Genomic DNA, 23,661 nt, shown 5'->3' on the forward strand with positions numbered 1-23,661 from the left:
CACCACCTCACACCTTCGAATCCTTCGCACTGCCCTGCTCGTGCGCCAACCTCGCCAACTCCACCCTCGAACCGATCCCGAGCTTCCGGAAGATCCCCCGCAGGTGGTAGTTCACCGTGTGCGGCGACAGGAACAGCTGCTTCGCCACCTGCCGGTTGGTCAACCCGGCGCCGACCAGCCGGGCGATGTCCCGCTCCGCGCCCGACAACAACCGCCACTCCTCCGCCCCGCCCCCGACCCGCACCCCACCCCGACCCGAACCCCGACCCTCACCCGACCCCGAACCCGGCCCCGACACACCGCCGCCACCGCGTAACCGCGCCAACTCCCCGTCCGCCCCCATCCGCTCGAAGATCCGCGACGCCGCCGTCGTGTGCGCCGAAGCCCGCGCCACCTCACCGGCCTCGGCCAGCACGACCGCCAGGTCCTCGTTGGCGTTGGCCCGCGCCCACGGGTGCCGGTGCCGTTCCGCGACCTCCAGCAACCGCTCCGCGTCCCGGTCCACCAACGCCCGCGCGTGCCCGGCCGCCACCGACACCGCCGGGAACCCCGGGTTCTCGGCCGCCAGCCGCTCGGCCGCGTCCACGACCTCGCCGGCCAACCCGCTGTCGCCCGCGGCCAAGGCCTGCCGCGCCATCCACGACGCGGCTCCCGGCTCCTCGATCAACATCCGGCGGGCCGCGGCGGGGTCGTCCATCCGCTCGCGCGCCAGCTCGGCGGCCCGCTCGGGCCCGCCCCGGGCGTGGGCCAGCAGCAACTCCACCCAGTCGTACTGCCCCGAGTGCAACACCGCCTCGCCCGCCGCGAGGTCGGCCCGGTACCGGCGCACGTGCTCGGCCGCCGTCACCACGTCACCCCGGTGCAGCGCCACCGTCGCCAGCACGGTCGAGGCGAGCGGCACCAGGATCCGCAGCCCGCGGTCCCGGGCGGTCGACAGCCCGCGGCGCGCCGTCGCCAGCGCGTGGTCCAGCTCCCCCGCCTGCACCAGCACCCTGGCCCGCGCGATGGTCCGGGCGGTGGGCGCGCCGGCTTTCACCGCCTCGTCGTCGCACGCCGCCCCGCCACCCGCGGCGCCGTCGCGGACCAACCTCTCCGCCTGCTCGAACCGGCCCAACGCGGACAGCTTCAACGCGAACGACACCGCCGACTGCGACTGCCACCACGCGGTCGGCCCGTCGAGCTCCCAGCGGGTCGACTCGCGACCCCAGTACATGCCCTCGGCGATCTTCCCGGCGTTCCACTCCAGGCACGAGTGGACCGTCGCCGCCATCACCACGTCCGCGTCGGCCGGTTCGCGGTCACGCGTCGTCAGCACCGACAACGCGTGCGCGCCCGCCCGGCTCCCCGTGGCGAAGTACAGCGACAACAACCGCCCGGCCCCCGCCAGCCGGCGCAACGGCGCGGGCGCGCCCGGCGCGCCCAGCACCTGCTCCATCGCGGACACCGCGTCGGCGGGCCGGCCGTCCGCCAGCAGGATCCCCGCGAGCACCACGTTCAGCTCCGCCGCCGCCCCGGCCGGCACGCCACCCACCAGGCTCTGCCGCGCCAGCGCGATGGCGGAGCCGAGCTTGCCGTTGGCGGCCAAGGACCGCACCGCGCTCACCGCGACCGCGCCGTGCTCCTCCTCCGCTTCCGGGCTGTGGGCGGGCTCGGCGGGCCGGCCCGCCTCGGCCTGCCTCGTGCGCAGCACCTCCGCGTCGTGCCGCAGGGCGTGCCGCACCGACCCCGGCATCGAGTCGACCACCGCCCGCCACACCAGGTCCGACCCGAACTCCAGCCGCTCGTCGACGCACACCACCAGCCCGGAGGCCAGCACCTCGTCCACCACGAGCAGCAGCGCGCCGGTGGTCTCGTCCATCAGCGCGGCCACGTCCCGCAGCAGGAACGACCGGCCGATCACGGCCGCGACCCGCAGCACCTGGGTGGCCTTGGCCGACATCGCGTCGACCTGGCCGCGCACCACCGCCCCGACCCGGCGCGGCAGCCACCCGCCGAGCGGCCGGGCCACGCCGTCGCGCACGTCGAGCCGGCCTTCTTCCTTCAGCCCCGCCACCAGCTCGGCGACCAGTCGCGGGTTGCCGCCCGCGCCCGCCGTCAACGAGGCCAGCTCCGGGTGCGGCGCCGCGTCCACCAGGTCGGTGACCATCCGCTCGACCGCGTCGTCGTCGAGCGGCCCGAGCGGGAGCACCTCCCCGTAGCGGCCCAGGGCCTCCCGCATCTCGACGGCGTCGCCGCACAACGCGACCAGCACCGAGACGACCGGCTTCCCAGCCCCGACCCCCAGGCCGGCCGCCAACCCCAGCAACGCCGCCGGGTCTTCGTGCGCCTGATCCACCACGATCAGCAACGGCACCCGATCGTTTTCCACTCGTTCGAGTGCCGCGGCCACGTCGGCCGACTCCGCCAAACCGCCACCCGAAACGGGCACGACGGCGTAACCCCGATCGCGGGCGGCGGCGACCGCCTCGCGCAACAGGGATGTCTTTCCGGAGCACGGCGGGCCGTCGATGGCCAGCAGGCCACCGGGCGCGGACAGGAAGCGGAGAACCGAAGCCCATTCACGATCCCGGCCGTACAAATTCGACACAATCCAGACTGCTACGCGTCTCGACTGGCTGTCAATTCAGCCGGTTGCGCCGTTACCGTCGTTTTCACCTAATGCGACGAGCGGCGCCACCCGATCCAGTTCACGCACCACCGACGCGGGATCGGTCGCGAACACCACCCCGGCGGAGCGCAACACCGCCAAGTGGCCTTCGAACGCGGGGTGGGCCGCCTGGTCGTCGGACAGCTGGGGCAGCACCACCATCGGCGCGCGGCGGCCCAGCGCTTCGCACAGCACGGTGAGCGCCTGGTTGTCGGCGATCCCCAGGGCGAGCTTGGCCAGCGAGTTCGCGGTCGCCGGCGCGAACACGAACGCGTCCGGCACCGGGTGGGGCTTGGGCTCGGTGGGCAGGCGGGACGTCCACCGCACCGGCAACCCGGTCAACGCCCCGAGCGCCTCCGTCCCGGGCTCCAGCCACCGGGCCGCCGAGGGGGTGAGCGTGACGGCCAACCGCCACCCCTTCTCGGCCAGCGGCCGGGCCAGGGCGTCCACGAACCACCGCTCGACCCCGCCCGCCGCCGACGCGACCACCCCGAGCACCGCACCGCTCACCCGGACCACTCCCCCCACCGCTCCCGCCGACGACGGCTACACGGGCCGCCGCAGGATCGCGCAGAACATCGCGTCCGTCCCGTGCTTGTGCGGCCACAGCTGCACCTGCGGCCCGTCGCCCAGGTCGGGCACGCCGGGGAAGAACTCCCGCGCGTCCAACCACTCGGCCTCGGTCCGCCGCGCCACGTCGCCCACCACGCCCACGGTCTCCGACAGGTGCGGCGTGCACACCACGTACGCCACCACACCCCCCGGCCTGACCAGGGACAACGCCGCCGTCAACAGTTCGCGCTGCAACTTCGCCAACGGCGCGACGTCCGACGGCTGCCGCCGCCACCGCGCCTCCGGACGGCGTCGCAACGCGCCCAGCCCGGTGCACGGCGCGTCGACCAGCACCCGGTCGAACCCGCCTTCCTCCAGCCCGGACTCCCGGCCGTCGGCCACGTGCACCGCGATCGGCAGGTCGCCCATCGCCTTGCGGATCAGCTCCGCCCGGTGCGGCGCCTTCTCGACCGCGTCCATCGACGCGCCGGACAACCGGGCCAGCGACCCCAGCAGCACGGCCTTCCCGCCGGGTCCGGCGCACAGGTCCAGCCACCGCTCGTCCCGGCCTTCGACCGGCACCCGCGTCAACGCCACCGCGCACAGCTGGCTGCCCTCGTCCTGCACGGTCGCCAGCCGTTCGCGCACCGCCTCCAGGTCGCCCGGGTCGCCCGAGCCCGCGTCCAGGTGCACCCCGTAGGGCGAGTACGGCGCCATCTCGCCACCGGTCATCGCGGCCAGCTCGTCCGCGGCGCACTCACCGGGCCTGGCCGCCAGGTGCACGGCCGGCCGCATGTCGTCGGCGGCCAGCGCCTCCCGCAACGGCTCGCCGCGACTGCCGAGCGCCTCCGCGAACGCTTGCGCGATCCACCGGGGGTGCGCGTTGGCCATGGCCACGTACCCGATCGGGTCGGTGTCCTCGTCCGGCGCGACCTCCTCGACCCAGGCGGCCTCGTCCTGGCCGGTGACGCGCCGCAGCACCGCGTTCGCGAACCCGGCCGCGCCCGAGCCCCGGTCGGCGCGCACCAGGTCCACCGTCGAGGCGACCGCCGCGTGGGCCGGGATGCGGGTGCGCAGCAGCTGGTACGCGCCCAGCCGCAGCGCGTCCAGCACCGCGCCGTCCACTTCGGACAGCGGCCGGTCGGTGCAGGCCGCCAGCACCGCGTCCAGCAGCCCCTGCGCGCGCAGCGACCCGTAGGTCAGCTCGGTCGCCAGGGCCGCGTCGCGCCCGGTGATCCGGCGTTCCCGCAGGATGCCCGGCAGCACCAGGTTCGCGTAGGCGTCGCGCTGCCGGACGGCGCGCAGCGTGTCCAGCGCGGCCTGCCGCGCCGGGTCCTCCACCGGCGGCCGGGCCGGGCCGGTGCGCCCGCGTGGCGGGTGCGCCCGCTGGGGGCGGGATGGACGCGAAGACCTCTGGGTCATGAAATCCGTTCCCCCGCCTCGATCCGGGCGCCGCGCGCCCAGTCGGTCGCCGACATCCGCTTCTTGCCTTGCGCCTGCACCTCGCCCAACGCCACCGGGTCGGTGGCCGTCCCGACGAGCACGCGCTTGCGCTCCACCCGGATCTCGCCGGGCGCGAGCGGTTCCCCCGCCTCGACCGGGAGCACCGGGCCGAGCTTGAGCCGTTCGCCGCGGAACTCCGCCCACGCGCCGGGGTCCGGCGTCACCGCGCGGGCCACCCGGTCGATCGCGACGGCGGGCGTGCCGAAGTCGAGCCGCGCGTCGTCCACGGCCACCTTCGGCGCGTGGCTGACGCCCTCCGCGGGCTGGTCCACCGGCCGCAGCGTGCCGTCCGCGATGCCGTCCACAGTGGACAGCAGCAGGCGCGCGCCGGACTCGGCGAGCCTGCCGAGCAGGTCACCGGCCGTGTCCCGGTCGCGCACCCGCTCGGTCACCACGCCGAACACCGGGCCCGCGTCCAGCTCCTTGACGATGCGGAACGTGGTCGCGCCGGTGATGTCGTCGCCGTGCCGCACGGACGCCTGCACGGGCGCCGCGCCGCGCCAGGCCGGCAGCACCGAGAAGTGCAGGTTCACCCACCCGTGCCGCGGGATCGCCAGGGCGGACTCGGGCAGCAGCGCGCCGTAGGCCACCACCGGGCACAGGTCCGGCTCCAGCTCCTTCAGCCGCGCCTGGAACGCCGGGTCGCCCGCCTTGGCCGGCGTGAGCACCTCGATGCCGCGCTCGTCGGCCAGCGCCGCGACCGGGGAGCGCTCCACCCGGCGGCCGCGGCCGGCGGGCGCGTCCGGCCGCGTCACCACGGCCACGACCTCGTGCCGGCCGGACTCCAGCAGCGCCCGCAACGACGGCAGCGCGACCTCGGGCGTGCCCGCGAAGACCAGCCGCATGTCAGACCCCTCCGCAACGCACGTCGGGACTCGGACGGGACGGCCTGGCTCCTTGGACGAACACGCACTCTCCTCGCATCTACCGCGACACCGCGGACCGCAAGTCTAGAAGAGCGCCTCGCGCCCAGCTCGCCCGCGAGGCCGACCCGGGGACGACGGGGGGACGACCGGGCCCGCCGGTCGCGGAGCAGCGGCGATCAGGCACCGAACAACGGGTGCGGCGACTGCTTGATCGTCGGCACGCCGCCGTCGAACCACGACTGCTGCCGGATCGCCCGCATGGCCTCCTTGCGGGTCCGGTCGTCCAGCCGGTCCAGGAACAGCACGCCGTCCAGGTGGTCGGTCTCGTGCTGGATGCAGCGGGCCAGCAGGTCGGTGCCCTCGACCTCGATCGGCTCGCCGTGCATGTTCCAGCCCCTGGCCACCACGTGCCGGTGCCGGCGGCAGTCCCACGACATGCCGGGGATGGACAGGCAGCCCTCCGGGCCGTCCTGCTCCTCCTCGCCGACCACCTCGAACGTCGGGTTGACCAGGTGACCGGCGAACCCGTCGCAGTGGTAGGTGAACACCCGCAGGCCGACACCCAGCTGCGGCGCGGCCAACCCGGCCCCGCCCGCCTCGCTCATGGTGTCCCACAGGTCCTTGACCAGCTTGCGCAGCTCCGCGTCGAAGTCGGTGACCTCGACGGCGGGCGTCCGCAGCACCGGGTCGCCGAACAGCCTGATCGGTTGGACGGTCACGCGCACTCCTCGAAGCCTGGGGGAAGGTCCCAGTCTACGAAAGCACGCTCAGTGCTCCAGGTCACGGCCGAGGAAGGCGACGCCGACCAGCGCGGCCAGGAAGTGCCCGACGAACCGGGCGGCCGTCACGACCGGCGTCACCGCGCCGGCCACCGGTTCGGCGACCGCGCCGGTCGTGGATGTCATCGTGATGGTGGTCATGTCCGCTCCTCAGCTCCTCGCGTCCCTCCAGGGTGCGCTCGGGGGACGTCGGCGGGCGTCCGCTCGGAGTAGCGCCCCCCCCCCCGACCGGGACTTCCGGCTCAACGCGGTCGACTGCTCAGGGCCGGGCCGAGCCGCGCACGACCCGACCCGACCGGCGTGGTCCCACCCGGCTGAGGGGCGGGTGGGACCACACCACGTCATCGCGTCGGCCACACCGCCCGCGCCGCGCCGCCGCCGCGGCGGGTCGTCTCGGCCGCCGCGCGCCACCGGCCGTCGGGGAGGCGTTCGACCGCCGTGACGGCGCCGATCTCGGCGGTCGAGGTGAACCGGTGCCCCAGAGCGCGCAGCGCGGCGGCCTCCGCGCCCGCCAGGAACGCGGGTTCGGCCTGGGTGTCGGCGGCGTTGCGCTGGGACGCGCGCGGCGCGGCGATGGCCTCGACCAGCGGTGTGTCGCGGTCCAGCCGCCGGGTCAGCACCTGCAGCACGGTGGTGATGATGGTCGCGCCGCCGGGCGAGCCGAGCGCCAGCACCGGCTTGCCGTGCTGCAGCACGATCGTCGGCGTCATGGACGAGCGCGGGCGCTTGCCCGGTCCGGGCAGGTTCGGGTCCGGCACGCCGGGCGTGACCGGCGTGAACGAGAAGTCGGTCAGCTCGTTGTTGAGCAGGAACCCGCGACCCGGCACCACGATGCCGCTGCCGCCCTCCTGCTCGATGGTCAGCGTGTAGGCGACCACGTTGCCCCAGCGGTCGGCGACCGTCAGGTGCGTGGTGTCGGTGCCCTCGTACGGCGTGGCGGCCGGCTCGCCGCTCGTGCCGCACGGCGTCGGCTCGCGCGGGTCGCCCGGCGCGACCGCGCCGGTCATGGCCGCCGTCGGCGAGATCAGGCACGCGCGGCTGTCGGCGAAGCGCTGCGACAGCAGCTCCGCGGTCGGGACGTCGCCGAACGCCGGGTCGCCGACCCAGCGGTTGCGGTCGGCGAAGGACAGCCGGCTCGCCTCCAGGAACCGGTGCAGGTACTGGACCGGGGTCTCCGCGCCCAGGTCCGTGGTCTCCAGGATGTTCAACGCCTCGCCGGCGGTCGTGCCGCCGGACGAGGGCGGCGCCATGCCGAACACGTCGTGGTCGCGGTAGCGGACCCGGGTCGGCTCGCGCAGCGGGGCCTCGTACCGGGCGAGGTCCGCCGCCGTCAGGTCGCCGGACCGGACCTCGCGGGTGGCGCCGGGCCTCACCGGTGGCTGCCGGACCGCCGCCACCAGGTCGCGGCCCACCTCGCCCCGGTAGAACGCCGACATGCCGTCCCGGCGCAGCCGGCGGTAGGTGTCGGCGAGGTCCGGGTTGCGGAACGTGCTGCCGACCGCGGGCGGCGCGCCGCCGGGCAGGTACAACGCGCTGGTCGAGGTGAAGTCGGCGAACCGGTCGGCGTTGGCGGCGACCTGCCGGTGGAACGTGGCGTCGACGGTGAAGCCGCGCCGCGCCAGGTCCTCCGCGGGGCGCACGGCCTGGTCGAGCGACCACGTGCCCCACTGCCGCAGCGCCTGCTGCCAGGTGCGCGGCGTGCCCGGCACGCCCACGGACAACCCGCTGGTCATGGCCTCGGCGAACGGGATCGGTCGGCCGTTCTCGACGAACAGGTCCGCGTCGGCGGAGGCGGGCGCCGTCTCCCGGCCATCCACTGTGGACACGCGGTGGGTGCGGGCGTCGTAGTGCACGAGGAACCCGCCGCCGCCGATGCCGGCCGAGAACGGGTCGGTGACGCCCAGGGCGGCGGCCACGGCGACGGCGGCGTCCACCGCGTTGCCGCCGCGCCGCAGGACGTCGACGCCGATCTGCGAGGCGTCGGGGTCGACGCTGGACACGACGCCGCCGAAGCCGACCGCCTCGGGCACGCGCGGCGGGTCGGCGGCGGAGGAGGCGGTGGCGGTGGCGGGCAGGAGAGGTGCGACGAGGAGTGATGCGAGGACGCTGGCGACAGTCGACCGGAGCATCGTTCCCTTCTACCCCACCCCGGCGCGAAGCAGAACCACCCGGGAGTCGCCGGGTCGGGTCGGGCGGCAGAGGACTTCGAGGGTGCGGGCCCGGGCCGGGCGGGACGCCGGGGTCAGAGGACTTCGAGCGGGTCGAGCTTGACCCGCACCACGTCCGGCTCCTTGCGGGCGCTGCGCACGGCCAGCACGTCGGCCAGCAGCGCCGCCAGCGCGCGGCCCTCCGCCCTGGCCACCCGGACCAGGGCGCGTTCCTTGTCCTCCGACAGCGGCACCGGGCCGAGGATCTCCCCCGTCGACGGCAGGTCCAGCTCCTCCAGCACGCCGGCCAGCGCGTCCGGCGCGCCGTCCACGGTCGCCATCCGCACGGCGGGCGGGAACCCCAGCTCGGCCCGCGCCGCCAGCTCCTGCCGCGCGTGCCACACCGGGTCCCACCGGACCAGGGCCTGGACCGGAGCCAACGAGGAGTCCGCGACCACGACCACCCGCCCGGCCTCGTGGACCAGCGCCGCCGCCGTCATCCACCGGCGCAGCGCCTCCTCCGCCGCCCGCAGGTCGGCCCGGCCGAGCAACGCCCAGCCGTCCAGCAGCAGGGCCGCGCCGTAGCCGCCCGGGGCGAACGGCTCCGCGCCCGGCGTGGCCACCACCAGCGACCGGCCGCCCGGCACGTCCGCCAGCACCTCGTCGCCGCCGGACGTGCGGACCGGCACGCCGCTGAACGCGCGCCCCAGCTCCTCGGCCGTGCGGCGGGCGCCGATGATCTGGCCGCGCAGCCTGCGCGAGCCGCAGTTCGGGCAGCGGTACGCCGCCTCCGTCGCGCCGCACCACCGGCAGTACGCGGGCCTCGGCACGCCGTCCTGGGTGCCGCCCGGCAGCGCCAGCGGGCCCGCGCACCGGCGGCACCTGGCCGGTGACCGGCACTGACCGCAGGCCAGCGCGGGCACGTACCCGCGCCGGGGCACCTGGATGAGCACGGGGGTGTCGGCGGCCAGGGCGGCCCGCGCCGCGTCGAAGGCGATCGAGGGCAGCCTGGCCGACCTCGCCGCCGCGTCCTTGACCTCCTGCCAGTCGCTCTCCCCCACCGCCGCCACCCGCGGCGCCACGGCGCGCAGCGTGTCGCGGGCCGCGACCACCTCGTGCGCCCAGCCGCTGTCCACCAGCAGCTGCGCCTCGGCGGTCCGGGCGAAGCCGCCCACCAGCAGGGACGCGCCGGTCAGGTGCGAGCGCTGCACCAGCACGTCGCGCACGTTCGGGTACGGCATCCGCGGCTCGGAGTGCAGGTCGTCGCCGTCGTCCCAGATCGCGACCAGCCCGAGGTCCCGCACCGGCGCGAACGCCGCGCCGCGCGTGCCCAGCACCACCCGCACCGCGCCCCGCCGCACGGCCAGCCACCGCTTGTACCGCTCGGACGGGCCGAGGTCGGCCGACAGCGTCACCACGCCCGCCTCGCCCACCAGCGCCGCGCACGCCCGGTGCAGCCGGGCCAGGTCGCGGTGGTCCGGCACGACCACCAGCGCGCCCTTGCCGGTGCTCGCCACCGACGCCGCCGCCTCGGCCAGCCGGGCCGGCCAGTCCTCGGCGGGCAGCGCCTGCCACACCGCCCGCGCGGCCCGGCCGGACCGCAGCGCGTCCAGCAGGTTCGGGCCGAACGGGTAGCGCGCCCACCCCTCGTCCGGCGGCGCCGCGGGCAACGGCGCGGGCTCGTCGGAGGGCCGGGCCTCGGCCCGCGCGTGCCGGGGCGGGATCGCCATCCGCAGCACGTCGATCAACGACCCCGCGTACCGGTCGGCGACCACCCGCGCCAGCTCGGCCACCTCCGGCGACAGCACCGGCTCCGGCGAGATCACCCGGTCCAGGAACGTCAGCTTCCGCCCGTACTCCGAGGACTCCGCCCGTTCCAGCAGGTAGCCGTCCACGAGCTGGCCGGCGAACCGCACCCGCACCCGGCAGCCGGGCACGGCGTCCGCGTCCTGCTCGGTCGAGACCTGGTAGTCGAACGGCCGGTCGAGGTGCGCCAGCGGCACGTCCACGCACACGCGGGCGACCGGCAGCGAGGCGGCGGGAACCCGCTCGCCGCGCCTGGTCGTCGCCTCGCCCGCCACGGTGGAGGTCTACCAGAGACCGGGGTGCGCGCCCGCAACCCGGTGCCCCACCGCGAACCGTCCGGTCATGACCCCAGTATCGAACAAACGTTCGAGCCAAGCAAGATCACGGGCGGGTGACCCGGCCCGTGACGCCCCCGGCGGACGCAGGACGGGCACGGCACCCCGGAATCGGAGTGCCGTGCCCGTCCTGGAGATCGGCTCGACCGCGCCGGAGCGGTCAGGCGCCGGCGGCGGCGCGGAGGGCGTCGGCCCGGTCCGTGCTCTCCCACGGCAGGTCGACGTCGGTGCGGCCGAAGTGGCCGTACGCAGCGGTCGGGGCGTAGATCGGGCGCAGCAGGTCCAGGTCGCGGATGATCGCGGCCGGGCGGAGGTCGAAGACCTCGCCGATCGCCTGCTGGATCTTGGTCGGGTCGACCGTCTCGGTGCCGAAGGTCTCCACGAACAGGCCGACCGGGGCGGCCTTGCCGATGGCGTACGCCACCTGCACCTCGATGCGCGTGGCCAGACCCGCCGCCACCGCGTTCTTCGCCACCCAGCGCATCGCGTACGCCGCGGACCGGTCCACCTTCGACGGGTCCTTGCCGGAGAACGCGCCGCCGCCGTGGCGGGCCATGCCGCCGTAGGTGTCGACGATGATCTTGCGACCGGTCAGGCCGGCGTCACCCATCGGGCCGCCGATGACGAACCGGCCGGTCGGGTTGACCAGCAGCCGCACGTCCGAGGTGTCCAGGCCGAGCGCGTCGACCTCGGGGGCCACGACGTGCTGCCGGATGTCGACGCCGAGCAGCTTCTCCAGGTCGATGCCGTCCGCGTGCTGCGTGGACACCACGACGGTGTCCAGCCGCACCGGCTGGTCGCCCGCGTACTCGATGGTGACCTGGGTCTTGCCGTCGGGGCGCAGGTACGGCACCGTGCCGTCCTTGCGGACCGCGGTCAGCCGCCGCGACAGCCGGTGCGCCAGCGCGATCGGCAGCGGCATCAGCTCGGGGGTGTCGGTGCAGGCGTAGCCGAACATGAGGCCCTGGTCGCCGGCGCCCTGCTTGGCGATCTCGTCCTCGGTGCCCTCGACCCGCTCCTCGAACGCGGTGTCCACGCCCTGCGCGATGTCGGGCGACTGCGAGCCGATGGCCACGTTCACGCCGCACGAGTAGCCGTCGAAGCCCTTGGCCGACGAGTCGTAGCCGATCTCGACGATCTTGTCCCGCACGATCGACGGGATGTCGGCGTAGGCCTCGGTCGTGACCTCGCCCGCCACGTGCACCTGGCCGGTGGTGACCATCGTCTCCACCGCGACGCGCGAGCGCGGGTCCTTGGCCAGCAGCGCGTCGAGGATCGAGTCGCTGATGGCGTCGCAGATCTTGTCGGGGTGCCCTTCGGTCACCGACTCACTGGTGAACAGCCTGCTGCTGTGCTGGCTCACGACACTCCCTAACTGTCCGATCTGCGAATGGTGCCAAGCTTACTGAGCGTCCGGGCGCGAACGTCACCGTTCGACGGTCGGGGCGACGGCGTCCCACAATGCGGACGCCAGCCGCGCCTTCGAGCCGTGCGGGATCGGGGTCTCCGCGCCGTCGGCGGACAGCAGCCAGCCGGCGTTGTCCTCGACCTCGAAGGCGCGACCGTCGCCGACGGCGTTGACCACGAGCCAGTCGCAGCCCTTGCGCTCGAGCTTCGCGCGGCCGTAGTCGAGCACACCGGTGTCGGCGTCCCCGGTCTCGGCCGCGAACCCCACGACGACCTGCCCCGGCCGCCGGGCGGCGACCAGCTCGGCCAGGATGTCCGGGTTGCGGGTGAGGGCGACCGGGTCGGGGTCGCGATCGGTCTTCTTGATCTTGTGCTGGACCAGGTCCACCGGGCGGAAGTCGGCGACGGCCGCGGCCATCACCAGGACGTCGGCGGTGGCGGCGACGGCGTGCATCGCGTCCCGCAGCTCCAGCGCCGAGCCGACGCGCACGACGTCCACCCCGGCGGGCGCGACCAGGTCCGCGGTGTGCGCGGCGACCAGCGTCACCCGGGCGCCGCGCTGGGCGGCGACCCTGGCCAGCGCGAAGCCCTGCCGGCCGGACGAGCGGTTGCCCAGGAAGCGCACCGGGTCGAGCGGCTCGCGCGTGCCGCCCGCCGACACGGCGACGTGCACGCCCTCCAGGTCGCGCGGCAGCGCGTCGGGGCGCGCCAGCAGCAACCGGGCCAGGTCGACGATCTCGGCGGGCTCGGGCAACCGGCCCTTGCCGGTGTCCTTGCCGGTCAACCGGCCGCTGGCGGGCTCGGCGACGATCACGCCGCGCGAGCGCAGCAGCGCCACGTTGGCCCGGGTCGCCGGGTGCTCCCACATCTCGGTGTGCATCGCCGGCACGAGCAGGACCGGGCAGCGCGCGGTCAGCAGCGTGTTGGTGAGCAGGTCGTCGGCCAGGCCGTGGGCGGCCTTCGCGATCAGGTTCGCCGTGGCGGGCGCGACGACGACCAGGTCGGCGTGCTGGCCCAGCTTCACGTGCGGCACCGAGGGGACGTCCTCGAACACCCCGGTCTGCACGGGCCGGCCGGACAGCGCCTCGAACGTGGCCGCGCCGACGAACTTCAGCGCGCCCTCCGTGGGCACGACGCGCACGTCGTGGCCGGACTCGGTGAGCCGGCGCAGCACCTCGCACGCCTTGTAGGCGGCGATGCCCCCGCCCACCCCGAGGATCACGGTGGGGCGTTCGGGGGCGGCGACGGCCTCGGTCACTCGCCCTCGGTGTGCTCGAGGAGACCCGCGTGGATCTCCCGGAGCGCGATCGACAGCGGCTTCTCGCGCGGGCCCGGCTCGACCAGCGGGCCGACGTACTCGAGCAGGCCCTCGCCGAGCTGCGCGTAGTAGTCGTTGATCTGGCGCGCGCGCTTGGCGGCGTAGATCACCAGCGCGTACTTCGAGCTGACCTGCTCCAGGAGGTCGTCGATCGGCGGGTTGGTGATGCCCTCCGGAGTACCCGAGAGCGGGCCCAGCTCGGTGTGCGTGGTCACTCGTCAACGCTCCTGCGGTTCAGGGGTGGGTCTGTGCTGCCGTCGTGTCGAGACAACCGTCCCGTGCCTCGCGACGCGCGTGCTCACGCGTCGGGCACCGGGCCGACCACCAAGTTTAGCAAGCTCACGGCGGCGGATCGCACGTCGTCGTTCACCACGACCTCGTCGAACTCCGGCTCGGCCGCCAGTTCCTCCCTGGCGATCTCCAACCGGCGGGCGACGACGGCGGGGTCCTCGGTGCCGCGGCCGGTCAACCGGCCGACCAGGTCCTCCCACGACGGCGGGGCCAGCATGACCAGCCGGGCCTCCGGCATCGCGACCCGGACCTGCCGGGCGCCCTGCAGCTCGATCTCCAGCAGGGACGGCGTGCCGGCCGCCAGGGCCAGCTCCACCGGCGCCTTGGGGGTGCCGTAGCAGTTGCCCGCGAACTCGGCGTGCTCCAGGAGCTCGCCCCTGGCGACCATCTCGCGGAACTCGGCGGTGTCGACGAAGTGGTAGTGCACCCCGTCGACCTCGCCCGGCCTCGGCTTCCTCGTGGTCACCGAGACGCTGAAGTGGATCTCCGGTTCCATCCGGCGCAGCTCGGCCAGCACGCTGGACTTGCCGACGCCGGACGGACCGGACAGAACGGTGAGGCGGGGCCGGGCGCGAACGCCCGACCCCACCCCGGTGCCATCACTCACTCGCCGCTGAACTCGGTGAGCAGCGCCTTGCGCTGCCGCTCACCCAGGCCGCGCAGCCGACGGGACGGAGCGATCTCAAGGCGCTCCATGATCTGCTGCGCACGCACCTTGCCGACGCCCGGAAGCGCCTCGAGCAGCGCGGACACCTTCATCTTGCCAAGGACCTCGTCGCTCTCGGCGGCCTTCAGCACGTCGGTCAGGTTCGTGCCGCCACGCTTGAGGCGCTCCTTGAGCTCAGCCCGAGTGCGACGAGCGGCAGCAGCCTTCTCCAGCGCTGCGGCCCGCTGCTCCTCGGTAAGCTGGGGAAGGGCCACGATTTCCTCCGTGGTGTGGGAATTTCAATTCTGGATCGGTGCCGCGACCGTACCGAGCGCAATTGCCTGGGTACAACGTGGGTCCCAGTCAGGTGAATCTTTCAGCGCTGGAGTGGTTGCGGCGGGTGGTAGTAGTACCAACACCCACCGACAAGCCCGTCACCGCCACCGGTAACGCCTTGCGCACGCCGTGTGTGGTATGCGCTCGATGGGTGATGGACCTGTCGGTGGGCAGGACCGTACCAGGGAACGTTTGCGCAGGTGAGCGGACCACGTGAAGCGTGTCGCGATTTGATCGTGATCACATCTCCAGGGAGCGCCGCACGGCGGCCGCCGCCGACCGCAACTTTGCGGCTTCCGGGCCGTGCCTGAGCACGTCCCGGGAGGTCGTCGGGAGCACCCCGCGCAGGTCCGCGCCGAAGAGCGCGCGCAGGTCCGCGACGGTCGCGCCTTGGGCCCCGAAACCGGGCGCGAGGACGTATCCGTGCAGGTCGGAGAGGTCCAGCCGGTGCTCGCCGACGGTCGCGCCGACCACCAGGCCGACGTCGCCGAGCGGTTCGAGACCGGCGTTCGCGCGGGCCGCGGCGTCCACGACCGACTGCGCCACGGAACGCCCGTCGGGCCCCACCGCGCGCTGCACCGAGGCGCCCTCGGGATTCGAAGTCAACGCGAGGACGAATATTCCGCGACCGCTCGCGGCGGCGGCTTCCAGGGCCGGGTCGAGCGACCCGAAGCCGAGGTACGGCGACGCGGTGACCGCGTCGCCGGCCAACGGGGAGCCCTCGGTGAGGTACGCCGCCGCGTACGCCGCCATCGTGGAGCCGATGTCGCCGCGCTTCGCGTCCACCAGCACGAGCGTGCCGCTGTCCCTGAGGTCCGCCACGACCCGTTCCAGCACCGCCACGCCCCGTGACCCGTGCGCCTCGAAGAAAGCCGCCTGCGGCTTCACCAGCGCCACGTGGCCGCCGAACGCCTCCACGCAGGTCAGCGCGAACCGCTCCAGCCCCGCGGCGTCCTGGGAGAGGCCCCAGGACGCCAGCAGGCCGGGGTGCGGGTCGATGCCCACGCACAGGGGGCCGTGCTCGGCCACCGCCTTCGCCATCCGCGCGCCGAACCTCTCGCCGACGACCCTCACGCGTCACCCCGCAGGGCCGCCTGGAGGGCCTGGAGGGGCCGCACGCCGATGTCGCCGCGGATCGCGGCCTCGATGCCGTGCACGGCCGCCGCCGCGCCCTGGATCGTGGTCACGCAGGGGATGTCCTTGGCCACGGCCGCGGTGCGGATCTCGTAGCCGTCCACGCGTGGCCCGTGGTTGCCGTACGGGGTGTTGATGATCATGTCGACGGTGCCCGCGAGGATGGCGTCCACGATGTTGTCGGCGCCCTCGAAGTGCTTGCGCACGATCGTGCAGGGGATGCCGTTGCGGCGCAGCACCTCGGCCGTGCCGGCGGTGGCCAGCACCTCGAAGCCCAGGTCGGCGAGCCGCTTGACCGGGAAGATCATGGCCCGCTTGTCCCGGTTGGCCACCGACACGAACACCCGGCCCGACGTGGGCAGGGAGCCGTAGGAGGCGGTCTGGGACTTGGCGTAGGCCATGCCGAAGGACACGTCGATGCCCATGACCTCGCCGGTCGACTTCATCTCCGGGCCGAGCAGCGAGTCGACGCCCTTGCCCTCCGGCGTGCGGAACCGGTGGAACGGCAGCACGGCCTCCTTGACCGCGACCGGGGCGTGCGGCGGCAGCTTGGCGCCGTCGCCGGTCTTGGGCAGCAGCCCCTCGGTGCGCAGCTGGGCCACGGTGGCGCCGAGCATGATCCGGGCGGCGGCCTTGGCCAGCGGCACCGCCGTGGCCTTGGAGACGAACGGGACGGTGCGCGAGGCGCGCGGGTTGGCCTCCAGGACGTACAGCACGTCGTCCTTGAGGGCGTACTGCACGTTGAGCAGGCCGCGCACGCCGATGCCCTCGGCGATGGCCAGCGTGGACCGCCGGACCGCCTCGACGTCGGACTCGCCGAGCGTGATCGGCGGCAGGGCGCACGCCGAGTCGCCGGAGTGCACGCCGGCCTCCTCGATGTGTTCCATCACACCCCCGATGAACACCTCGTGGCCGTCGTAGAGGGCGTCCACGTCGATCTCGATGGCGTCGTCGAGGAACCGGTCGACCAGCACCGGGTGCTCCGGGCTGACCTCGGTGGCGCGCTGGATGTAGCCCTGGAGGGTGTCCTCGTCGTAGACGATCTCCATGCCGCGACCGCCGAGCACGTACGAGGGCCGCACCAGCACCGGGTAGCCGATCTCGTCGGCGATGGCCTTGGCCTGCGCGAACGAGGTGGCCATGCCGTACTTCGGGGCGGGCAGCCCGGCGTCGGCGAGGACCTGGCCGAACGCGCCGCGCTCCTCGGCGAGGTGGATGGCGTGCGGCGGGGTGCCCACGATGGGCACGCCCGCGTCCGCGAGGCGCCGCGCCAGGCCCAGCGGCGTCTGGCCGCCGAGCTGCACGATCACGCCCACGACCGTGCCGGAGCGCTGCTCGGAGTGGAACACCTCCAGCACGTCCTCGAACGTCAGCGGCTCGAAGTACAGCCGGTCGGCCGTGTCGTAGTCGGTGGAGACGGTCTCCGGGTTGCAGTTGACCATCACGGTCTCGTACCCGGCCGCGCGCAGCGCCATGGCCGCGTGCACGCACGAGTAGTCGAACTCGATGCCCTGCCCGATCCGGTTCGGTCCCGAGCCGAGGATCAGCACCTTCGGCTTGTCGCGCTGCTCGGCGACCTCGCTCTCGGCGTCGGGGTCCAGCTCGTAGGCCGAGTAGTGGTAGGGCGTCCTGGCGGCGAACTCGGCGGCGCAGGTGTCCACCGTCTTGAACACCGGCCGCACGGCCAGCCGGTGGCGCAGCGAGCGCACGCCGTCCTCGCCGGCCAGCTCCGGGCGCAGCGCGGCGACCTGCCGGTCGGACAGGCCCGCCCGCTTGGCCTTGCGCAGCAGCCGCTCGTCCAGCACGGGCGCGTCCTCGAGCTCGCCGCGCAGGTCGACCAGCCAGGCCAGCTGCTCGATGAACCACGGGTCGATCCGCGAGGCCTCGTGCACCTGCTCGATCGTCGCGCCGAGGCGCAGCGCGCGGTCCACCGTGTACAGACGCCCGTCGTGGCCGTTGCGCAGGGCGTCCAGAGTGGACTCCAGCGTCACGGCGGGGTCCGTGCCCGAAGGGTCGGGCACGGTCCAGAAACCGGCGGCTTTCGTCTCCATGGAGCGCAACGCCTTGCCCAGGGCCTCCACGAAGCTGCGGCCGATGGACATCGCCTCGCCGACCGACTTCATGGTCGTGGTGAGGGTGCTGTCCGCGCCGGGGAACTTCTCGAACGCGAACCGCGGCACCTTCACCACGACGTAGTCCAGCGTCGGTTCGAAACTGGCCGGAGTTTCACCGGTGATGTCGTTCCGGATCTCGTCGAGCGTGTAGCCGATGGCGAGTTTCGCGGCGATCTTGGCGATCGGGAAACCGGTCGCTTTCGACGCCAACGCGGACGAGCGGGAGACGCGCGGGTTCATTTCGATGACGACCATGCGGCCGTTCCCGGGGTGGATCGCGAACTGGATGTTGCAGCCGCCGGTGTCCACCCCGACCTCGCGGATGACCGCGATGCCGACGTCGCGCATGTGCTGGTACTCGCGGTCGGTGAGCGTCATCGCCGGGGCCACGGTCACCGAGTCGCCGGTGTGCACGCCCATCGGGTCGATGTTCTCGATGGAGCAGACGACGACCACGTTGTCGTTGCGGTCGCGCATCAGCTCCAGCTCGTACTCCTTCCAGCCGAGCACGCTCTCCTCGACCAGCACCTCGGTGACCGGGGACTCGGCCAGGCCGCTCGCGGCCAGCCGCTCCAGCTCCTCGGGGGTGTGCGCCATGCCGGAGCCGAGGCCGCCCATGGTGAACGACGGCCGGATGACGACCGGCAGGCCCAGGTCGGCGACGGTCGCGCGGACGTCGTCCATGGTCTTGCAGACCGCGCTGCGCGGCACGTCCGCGCCGATCTTGCGGACCAGGTCCTTGAAGATCTGCCGGTCCTCGCCGCGCTGGATGGCGTCGATGTCCGCGCCGATCAGCTCGACGTCGTACTTCTCCAGGACGCCGCGCTCGTGCAGCGCGATGGCGGTGTTCAACGCGGTCTGGCCGCCCAGCGTGGCCAGGATGGCGTCCGGCCGCTCGGCCGCGATGACCTTCTCCACGAACTCCGGGGTGATCGGCTCGACGTAGGTGGCGTCGGCGAACTCAGGGTCCGTCATGATCGTCGCCGGGTTGGAGTTGACCAGGGAGACCCGCAGGCCCTCCTCGCGCAGCACCCGGCACGCCTGGGTGCCGGAGTAGTCGAACTCGCAGGCCTGGCCGATGACGATCGGGCCGGAGCCGATGACCAGCACGTGCTTGAGATCAGTCCTCTTCGGCATCAGCGGCCCTCGCCCATCATCGTCACGAACTCGTCGAACAGCGGTGCGGCGTCGTGGGGACCGGCCGCGGCTTCGGGGTGGTACTGCACGCTGAACGCGGGCACGTCCAAGGCCCGCACGCCCTCGACCGTGCCGTCGTTGGGGCAGTAGTGGCTCAGCAGCACACGGCCGAAGTCGGAGGTGAACTCCTCCCCCGGCTCGCCCTCCAGCGCGAACCCGTGGTTCTGCGCGGTGATCGCCACCTTGCCGGTCGCCACGTCGATCACCGGGATGTTGATGCCCCGGTGGCCGTAGCGCAGCTTGTAGGTGTCGCGGCCGAGCGCGCGGCCGAGGATCTGGTTGCCGAAGCAGATGCCGAACAGCGGGATCCGCCGGTCGAGCACGCCGCGGGTCAGCTCGACCGCGTGCGCCTGGGTGGCCGGGTCGCCCGGCCCGTTGGACAGGAACACGCCGTCCGGCCGCACCGCGACCAGGTCGTCCAGGGTCGAGGTCAGCGGCAGCACGTGCACCTCGATGCCCCGCTCGGCCATCATCCGCGGCGTGTTGGACTTGATGCCCAGGTCGAGCGCGGCGACGGTGAGGCGGCGCTCGCCGACGGCCTCGACCACGTACGGCTCGGGCGTGGTCACGTCGCCCGCGAGGTCCGCGCCCACCATGGCGGGCGCGCTGCGGACGCGGTCCAGCATCTCCTCGACGCCGCCGAGGTCGTCGCCGGAGAACACGCCCGCGCGCATCGCGCCCTGCTCGCGCAGGTGGCGGGTCAGCATCCGGGTGTCGACGCCGGAGATGCCCACGACGCCCTGACCGGCCAGCGCGTCGTCCAGGGTGCGGGTGGACCGCCAGTTGGACGGCACCCGCGCCGGGTCGCGCACCACGTAGCCGGAGACCCAGATGCGGCCCGACTCGTCGTCCTCGTCGTTCCAGCCGGTGTTGCCGATCTGCGGCGCGGTCTGCACCACGATCTGGCGGTGGTAGGACGGGTCGGTCAGGGTCTCCTGGTAGCCCGTCATGCCGGTGGAGAACACCACTTCGCCCAGGCTCGCGCCGACCGCGCCGTAGGCCTCGCCGCGGAACACGCGGCCGTCTTCCAGCACCAGTGCCGCGTTCGTCTTGACCGAGTTGTTCATGCGGGGCCTCCCAGCGCTTGCACCCACTGCTCGTACACGTCCTTGTCGTCGCCCCGGAACCCGGTGTCGAACACCTGGTCGCCGAGGTGCCAGCGCACGACCAGCAGGCCGTCCGCCGTCATCACCTTGCCCGCGAGGCCGCGGGCCGTCCGGGCGCCGTCCACCCGGTCCGCCGGGATCCACAGCGCGCTCGCGCCGGTGCGCTCCACCAGCACGCCGCTCTCGGTGAGCTTGAGGGTCGCCTCGGCGCGGTGGCCGATGTCGCCGACCGCCACCCGGTCCTGCCAGTCGTCGCCGATGGTGGTGCCGACGTACACGCCGGTCGTCTCCAGCATCGTCGCGCCGGTCTCGGCGGGCGGCTGCGGGAACTCCGGCAGCACCCCGGCCTGCCGGCGGGCGCGCCGCCGCCAGCCGTGCCACATGCCGTACAGGCACAGCAGGAAGATCGCCAGCACGGCGAGGGAGAGCAGCACGCGCGTCATGCCGGGATCCTTCCGCCGACCGCCGTCACGCGCCCGCGCAGCAGGGTCGCGACCACCGCGCCGGGCAGCTCCATGCCCTCGAACGGGGTGTTGGCCGCGATGCTGGCGAACTCCGCGCCGCGCACCGTCCAGGTGGCGTCCGGGTCGACCAGGACGAGGTTGGCGGGCTCGCCGACCTCGATCGGCCGGCCCTGGTCGGGCAGGCCCGCGATCCCGGCGGGCCGCTCGCTCATCACCCGCGCCACGCCCCGCCAGTCCAGCAGACCGGTCTTGACCATGGTCTCCACCACGATCGACAGCGCGGTCTGCAGGCCGAGCATGCCGGGCCGGGCCGCGGACCACTCGGTGTCCTTGTCCTGCACGGCGTGCGGCGCGTGGTCGGTGGCCACGCAGTCGATGACGCCCTCGGCGAGCGCCCGGCGCAGCACCTCGACGTCGGCCGCCGTGCGCAGCGGCGGGTTGACCTTGTTCACCGGGTCGTAGGTGGCCAGCCGCTCGTCGGTCAGCAGCAGGTGGTGCGGCGTGACCTCGGCGGAGACCTCCGTGCCGCGGGCCTTGGCCCACCTGAGCACGTCGGCGGTGCCGGTGGTGGAGACGTGGCAGACGTGCAGCCGGGCGCCCGCGTGCAGCGCCAGCAGGCAGTCCCGGGCCACGATCGACTCCTCGGCGGCGGCGGGCCAGCCCTGCAGGCCCAGCCGGGAGGCCTGCTCGCCCTCGTGCGCCTGCGCGCCCACGGTGAGCCGGGGCTCCTCCGCGTGCTGCGCGACGACCACGTCCAGCGCCTTGCTGTACTCCAGCGCGCGCCGCATGATCAGCGGGTCGTGCACGCAGTGGCCGTCGTCGGAGAACATCCGCACGCCGGCCTTGGCCATCGTGCCCAGCTCGGCGAGCTTGACGCCCTCCAGGCCGACGGTGACCGCGCCGACCGGGTGCACGTCGACCAGGCCGACCTCGCGGCCGCGCCGGGCGACGTGCCGGACGACGACCTCGTTGTCCGCGACCGGGCTCGTGTTGGCCATGGCGAACACCGCCGTGTAGCCGCCCAGCGCGGCGGCGGCCGAGCCGGTGGCGATGGTCTCGGTGTCCTCGCGGCCGGGTTCGCGCAGGTGGGTGTGCAGGTCGACGAAGCCGGGCAGCAGGACCGCGCCGTTCCCCTCGACCACGTCCGCGTCCTCGGTGATCCCGCCGATCGCGGCGATCACGCCGTCGCGGATCAGCACATCGGTCGGGTCGCCCTCGCCGTACGGTCGTACTCCCCTGAGGATCAAGGGGTTCACGCGGTCTCCTCCTCGTGGGCAAGCAGGTGGTAGAGCACGGCCATGCGCACGTGCACGCCGTTGCGCACCTGGTCGGTGATGGCGGCGCGGGGCGAGTCGGCGACCGCCGAGGCGATCTCCATGCCGCGCAGCATCGGACCGGGGTGCAGCACGACGGCGTGCTCGGGCAGCAGCTCCAGCCGCCGCTCGCTCAGGCCGTAGGCGATCGAGTACTCGCGGGCCGACGGGAAGAAGTGCCCGTTGCCCCCCGCGCCGGCGGGCCCGCCGTACATCCGCTCGGCCTGCACCCTCAGCAGCATGACCGCGTCGAGGCTGGGCAGCGCGGCGTCCAGCTCGTGCGAGACGGTCACCGGCCAGCTCTCCACCCCGGTCGGCAGCAGCGTCGGCGGCGCGACCAGCGTCACGTCCGCGCCCAGGGCGGTGAGCAGGTGCACGTTGGACCGGGCGACCCGGCTGTGCAGCACGTCGCCGACGATCGCGATCCGGCGGTCCCGCAGGTCGCCGAGGCGTTCCCGCAGGGTGGCCGCGTCGAGCAGGGCCTGGGTGGGGTGCTCGTGCATGCCGTCGCCGGCGTTGACCACCGACGTGCCCGCCTCGTGCAGCCAGCCGGCCAGCCGGTGGGCCGCGCCGGACGCCGGGTGCCGCACGATGACGCAGTCCGCGCCCGCCGCGGCCAGGGTCAGCGCGGTGTCGCGCAGCGACTCGCCCTTGCCCACGCTGGAGCCGGAGGACGAGACGTTCACCACGTCCGCGCTCATCCACTTGCCCGCGATCTCGAAGCTGACCCGGGTGCGGGTGGAGTTCTCGTAGAACATCGTGATGACCGTGCGACCGCGCAACGTCGGCAGTTTCCGCACCTCACGGCCTTCGAGGGCCTGCTTGAGGCTCGCCGCGGTGTCCAGGATGGCCGTCGCCTGGTCCGGGTCGATGCCCTCGGTGGTGAGCAGGTGCTTCACCGCAGCACCACCCCGTCGCGCTGGTCGAACTCGTCCAGCAGCACGTGGACCTCCTCGGTGCGGGCCGTCGGCACGTTCTTGCCCACGTAGTCCGCGCGGATCGGCAGCTCGCGGTGGCCGCGGTCGACCAGGACGGCCAGCTGCACGGCGCGCGGGCGGCCGTGGTCGCGCAGGGCGTCGAGCGCGGCGCGGATCGTGCGACCGGAGAACAGCACGTCGTCCACCAGGACCACGAGCTTGTCGTCGACGCCGCCCTCGGGCAGCTTGGTCGCCTCCAGCGGGCGGGTGGGCCCTCGGCGCAGGTCGTCCCGGTAGAGGGTGACGTCCAGCGTGCCGGTCGGCACCTCGACACCCGAGAACTCGGCGATGCGGACGGCCAGCCGGCGGGCCAGCGGCGCTCCCCGGCTCGGAATCCCCATCAGGACTACTGCGGGTGCGCTCGGTGCATCAAGAGCGGTCTTCTCGATGATCTGATGGGCCATTCGGGCGACGGTGCGCGCGACGTCGCCGGCCGACAGGAGCTCTCGCTCCCCGGCCGGGTCCGTCGCGCCACGTTGACGTGGCGCCACGGTGGACCTCCTTCCCCGCCTCGCTGGACGGGTCCTTAAAGGACGTCGGACACCCGGCTGCGACCGGGCTGACCAGCACCGTATCAGGCGCGCGCGGTCAATCTTCCGGGTGGTGTGCGTGGTCTCGCCCACCTGTCCCATCGAGATCAGCTTGACCTGGTGACCACGGAGAGCAATCATTACTCTGCGTATTGATCTAAGCCTCCCCGCGGCAGTCCCCTACCGGCTGACG

Annotated in this window: 20 protein-coding genes; all 20 read right to left on the minus strand. The window is 73.8% G+C overall.

Annotated elements, in window-relative coordinates; genetic code table 11:
- Nucleotides 1-7: 7 nt before the first annotated feature.
- Nucleotides 8-2,368 carry a LuxR C-terminal-related transcriptional regulator gene (locus tag IOD16_RS25445; protein ID WP_201436434.1) on the minus strand — a complete coding sequence of 787 codons (2,361 nt, stop codon included), beginning with the start codon at nt 2,366-2,368 and terminating at the stop codon, nt 8-10.
- Nucleotides 2,369-2,623: 255 nt separating this feature from the next.
- Entirely contained in the window at nt 2,624-3,157 is a 534-nt protein-coding gene (locus IOD16_RS25450; protein WP_442978060.1) for a flavoprotein, read from the minus strand.
- 36 nt (nt 3,158-3,193) lie between these two features.
- Nucleotides 3,194-4,621, minus strand: coding sequence for an RsmB/NOP family class I SAM-dependent RNA methyltransferase (locus IOD16_RS25455; RefSeq protein WP_123746578.1), 1,428 nt, complete (start codon nt 4,619-4,621; stop codon nt 3,194-3,196).
- Nucleotides 4,618-5,547, minus strand: a complete 930-nt coding sequence (fmt, locus tag IOD16_RS25460) for a methionyl-tRNA formyltransferase (RefSeq protein ID WP_123746577.1) — start codon at nt 5,545-5,547, stop codon at nt 4,618-4,620. The genes IOD16_RS25455 and fmt overlap by 4 nt, the downstream gene beginning before the upstream one ends.
- Nucleotides 5,548-5,744: 197 nt before the next feature.
- Nucleotides 5,745-6,287, minus strand: a complete 543-nt coding sequence (def, locus tag IOD16_RS25465; protein WP_201436435.1) for a peptide deformylase — start codon at nt 6,285-6,287, stop codon at nt 5,745-5,747.
- A gap of 48 nt (nt 6,288-6,335) precedes the next feature.
- Nucleotides 6,336-6,488: a hypothetical protein gene (locus IOD16_RS25470; RefSeq protein WP_170185289.1), complete on the minus strand. Its 153-nt coding sequence runs from the start codon at nt 6,486-6,488 to the stop codon at nt 6,336-6,338.
- A 200-nt stretch (nt 6,489-6,688) separates the two neighbouring features.
- Complete coding sequence (gene ggt, locus IOD16_RS25475) at nt 6,689-8,476, minus strand: gamma-glutamyltransferase (RefSeq protein WP_201436436.1); 1,788 nt, start codon at nt 8,474-8,476, stop codon at nt 6,689-6,691.
- Between the two features lie 113 nt (nt 8,477-8,589).
- Nucleotides 8,590-10,575 (minus strand): primosomal protein N', encoded by a 1,986-nt coding sequence (locus IOD16_RS25480; RefSeq protein WP_123746574.1) that lies wholly within the window; start codon nt 10,573-10,575, stop codon nt 8,590-8,592.
- Between the two features lie 220 nt (nt 10,576-10,795).
- The gene (metK, locus tag IOD16_RS25485) at nt 10,796-11,998 is read right to left on the minus strand and encodes a methionine adenosyltransferase (protein ID WP_201436437.1); all 1,203 of its coding nucleotides are present in this window, start codon (nt 11,996-11,998) and stop codon (nt 10,796-10,798) included.
- A gap of 63 nt (nt 11,999-12,061) precedes the next feature.
- A complete protein-coding gene (coaBC, locus tag IOD16_RS25490; RefSeq protein WP_201436438.1) occupies nt 12,062-13,300 on the minus strand; it encodes a bifunctional phosphopantothenoylcysteine decarboxylase/phosphopantothenate--cysteine ligase CoaBC in 1,239 nt (412 codons plus the stop codon).
- Nucleotides 13,297-13,575 (minus strand): DNA-directed RNA polymerase subunit omega, encoded by a 279-nt coding sequence (rpoZ, locus tag IOD16_RS25495; protein ID WP_053721631.1) that lies wholly within the window; start codon nt 13,573-13,575, stop codon nt 13,297-13,299. The genes coaBC and rpoZ overlap by 4 nt, the downstream gene beginning before the upstream one ends.
- Nucleotides 13,576-13,658: 83 nt before the next feature.
- A complete protein-coding gene (gene gmk / locus IOD16_RS25500) occupies nt 13,659-14,258 on the minus strand; it encodes a guanylate kinase (RefSeq protein ID WP_201436439.1) in 600 nt (199 codons plus the stop codon).
- Nucleotides 14,255-14,572, minus strand: coding sequence for an integration host factor, actinobacterial type (gene mihF, locus IOD16_RS25505; RefSeq protein WP_077005726.1), 318 nt, complete (start codon nt 14,570-14,572; stop codon nt 14,255-14,257). Before mihF ends, gmk begins: the two co-directional genes overlap by 4 nt.
- A gap of 301 nt (nt 14,573-14,873) precedes the next feature.
- Nucleotides 14,874-15,674, minus strand: a complete 801-nt coding sequence (pyrF, locus tag IOD16_RS25510) for an orotidine-5'-phosphate decarboxylase (RefSeq protein WP_123748498.1) — start codon at nt 15,672-15,674, stop codon at nt 14,874-14,876.
- A gap of 29 nt (nt 15,675-15,703) precedes the next feature.
- A complete protein-coding gene (gene carB, locus IOD16_RS25515) occupies nt 15,704-19,018 on the minus strand; it encodes a carbamoyl-phosphate synthase large subunit (protein ID WP_201436440.1) in 3,315 nt (1,104 codons plus the stop codon).
- Complete coding sequence (carA, locus tag IOD16_RS25520; protein WP_201436441.1) at nt 19,018-20,145, minus strand: glutamine-hydrolyzing carbamoyl-phosphate synthase small subunit; 1,128 nt, start codon at nt 20,143-20,145, stop codon at nt 19,018-19,020. The genes carB and carA overlap by 1 nt, the downstream gene beginning before the upstream one ends.
- Complete coding sequence (locus tag IOD16_RS25525) at nt 20,142-20,627, minus strand: PH-like domain-containing protein (protein ID WP_123746569.1); 486 nt, start codon at nt 20,625-20,627, stop codon at nt 20,142-20,144. The genes carA and IOD16_RS25525 overlap by 4 nt, the downstream gene beginning before the upstream one ends.
- Entirely contained in the window at nt 20,624-21,904 is a 1,281-nt protein-coding gene (locus tag IOD16_RS25530) for a dihydroorotase (protein ID WP_201436442.1), read from the minus strand. The genes IOD16_RS25525 and IOD16_RS25530 overlap by 4 nt, the downstream gene beginning before the upstream one ends.
- The gene (locus tag IOD16_RS25535) at nt 21,901-22,860 is read right to left on the minus strand and encodes an aspartate carbamoyltransferase catalytic subunit (RefSeq protein ID WP_201436443.1); all 960 of its coding nucleotides are present in this window, start codon (nt 22,858-22,860) and stop codon (nt 21,901-21,903) included. Before IOD16_RS25535 ends, IOD16_RS25530 begins: the two co-directional genes overlap by 4 nt.
- Nucleotides 22,857-23,429, minus strand: coding sequence for a bifunctional pyr operon transcriptional regulator/uracil phosphoribosyltransferase PyrR (pyrR, locus tag IOD16_RS25540; protein ID WP_123746566.1), 573 nt, complete (start codon nt 23,427-23,429; stop codon nt 22,857-22,859). The genes IOD16_RS25535 and pyrR overlap by 4 nt, the downstream gene beginning before the upstream one ends.
- Nucleotides 23,430-23,661: the final 232 nt, after the last annotated feature.

The sequence above is a fragment of the Saccharothrix sp. 6-C genome (assembly GCF_016695385.1).
Lineage (GTDB): Bacteria > Actinomycetota > Actinomycetes > Mycobacteriales > Pseudonocardiaceae > Actinosynnema > Actinosynnema texasense.

Bases quoted from the DNA above. Each gene is read 5' to 3' on its own strand.
- IOD16_RS25470 (WP_170185289.1), bottom strand. From the start codon at position 6,488: ATGACCACCATCACGATGACATCCACGACCGGCGCGGTCGCCGAACCG.
- carB (WP_201436440.1), bottom strand. From the start codon at position 19,018: ATGCCGAAGAGGACTGATCTCAAGCACGTGCTGGTCATCGGCTCCGGC.
- ggt (WP_201436436.1), bottom strand. From the start codon at position 8,476: ATGCTCCGGTCGACTGTCGCCAGCGTCCTCGCATCACTCCTCGTCGCA.
- carA (WP_201436441.1), bottom strand. From the start codon at position 20,145: ATGAACAACTCGGTCAAGACGAACGCGGCACTGGTGCTGGAAGACGGC.
- IOD16_RS25525 (WP_123746569.1), bottom strand. From the start codon at position 20,627: ATGACGCGCGTGCTGCTCTCCCTCGCCGTGCTGGCGATCTTCCTGCTG.
- IOD16_RS25455 (WP_123746578.1), bottom strand. From the start codon at position 4,621: ATGACCCAGAGGTCTTCGCGTCCATCCCGCCCCCAGCGGGCGCACCCG.
- fmt (WP_123746577.1), bottom strand. From the start codon at position 5,547: ATGCGGCTGGTCTTCGCGGGCACGCCCGAGGTCGCGCTGCCGTCGTTG.
- pyrF (WP_123748498.1), bottom strand. From the start codon at position 15,674: ATGGCGAAGGCGGTGGCCGAGCACGGCCCCCTGTGCGTGGGCATCGAC.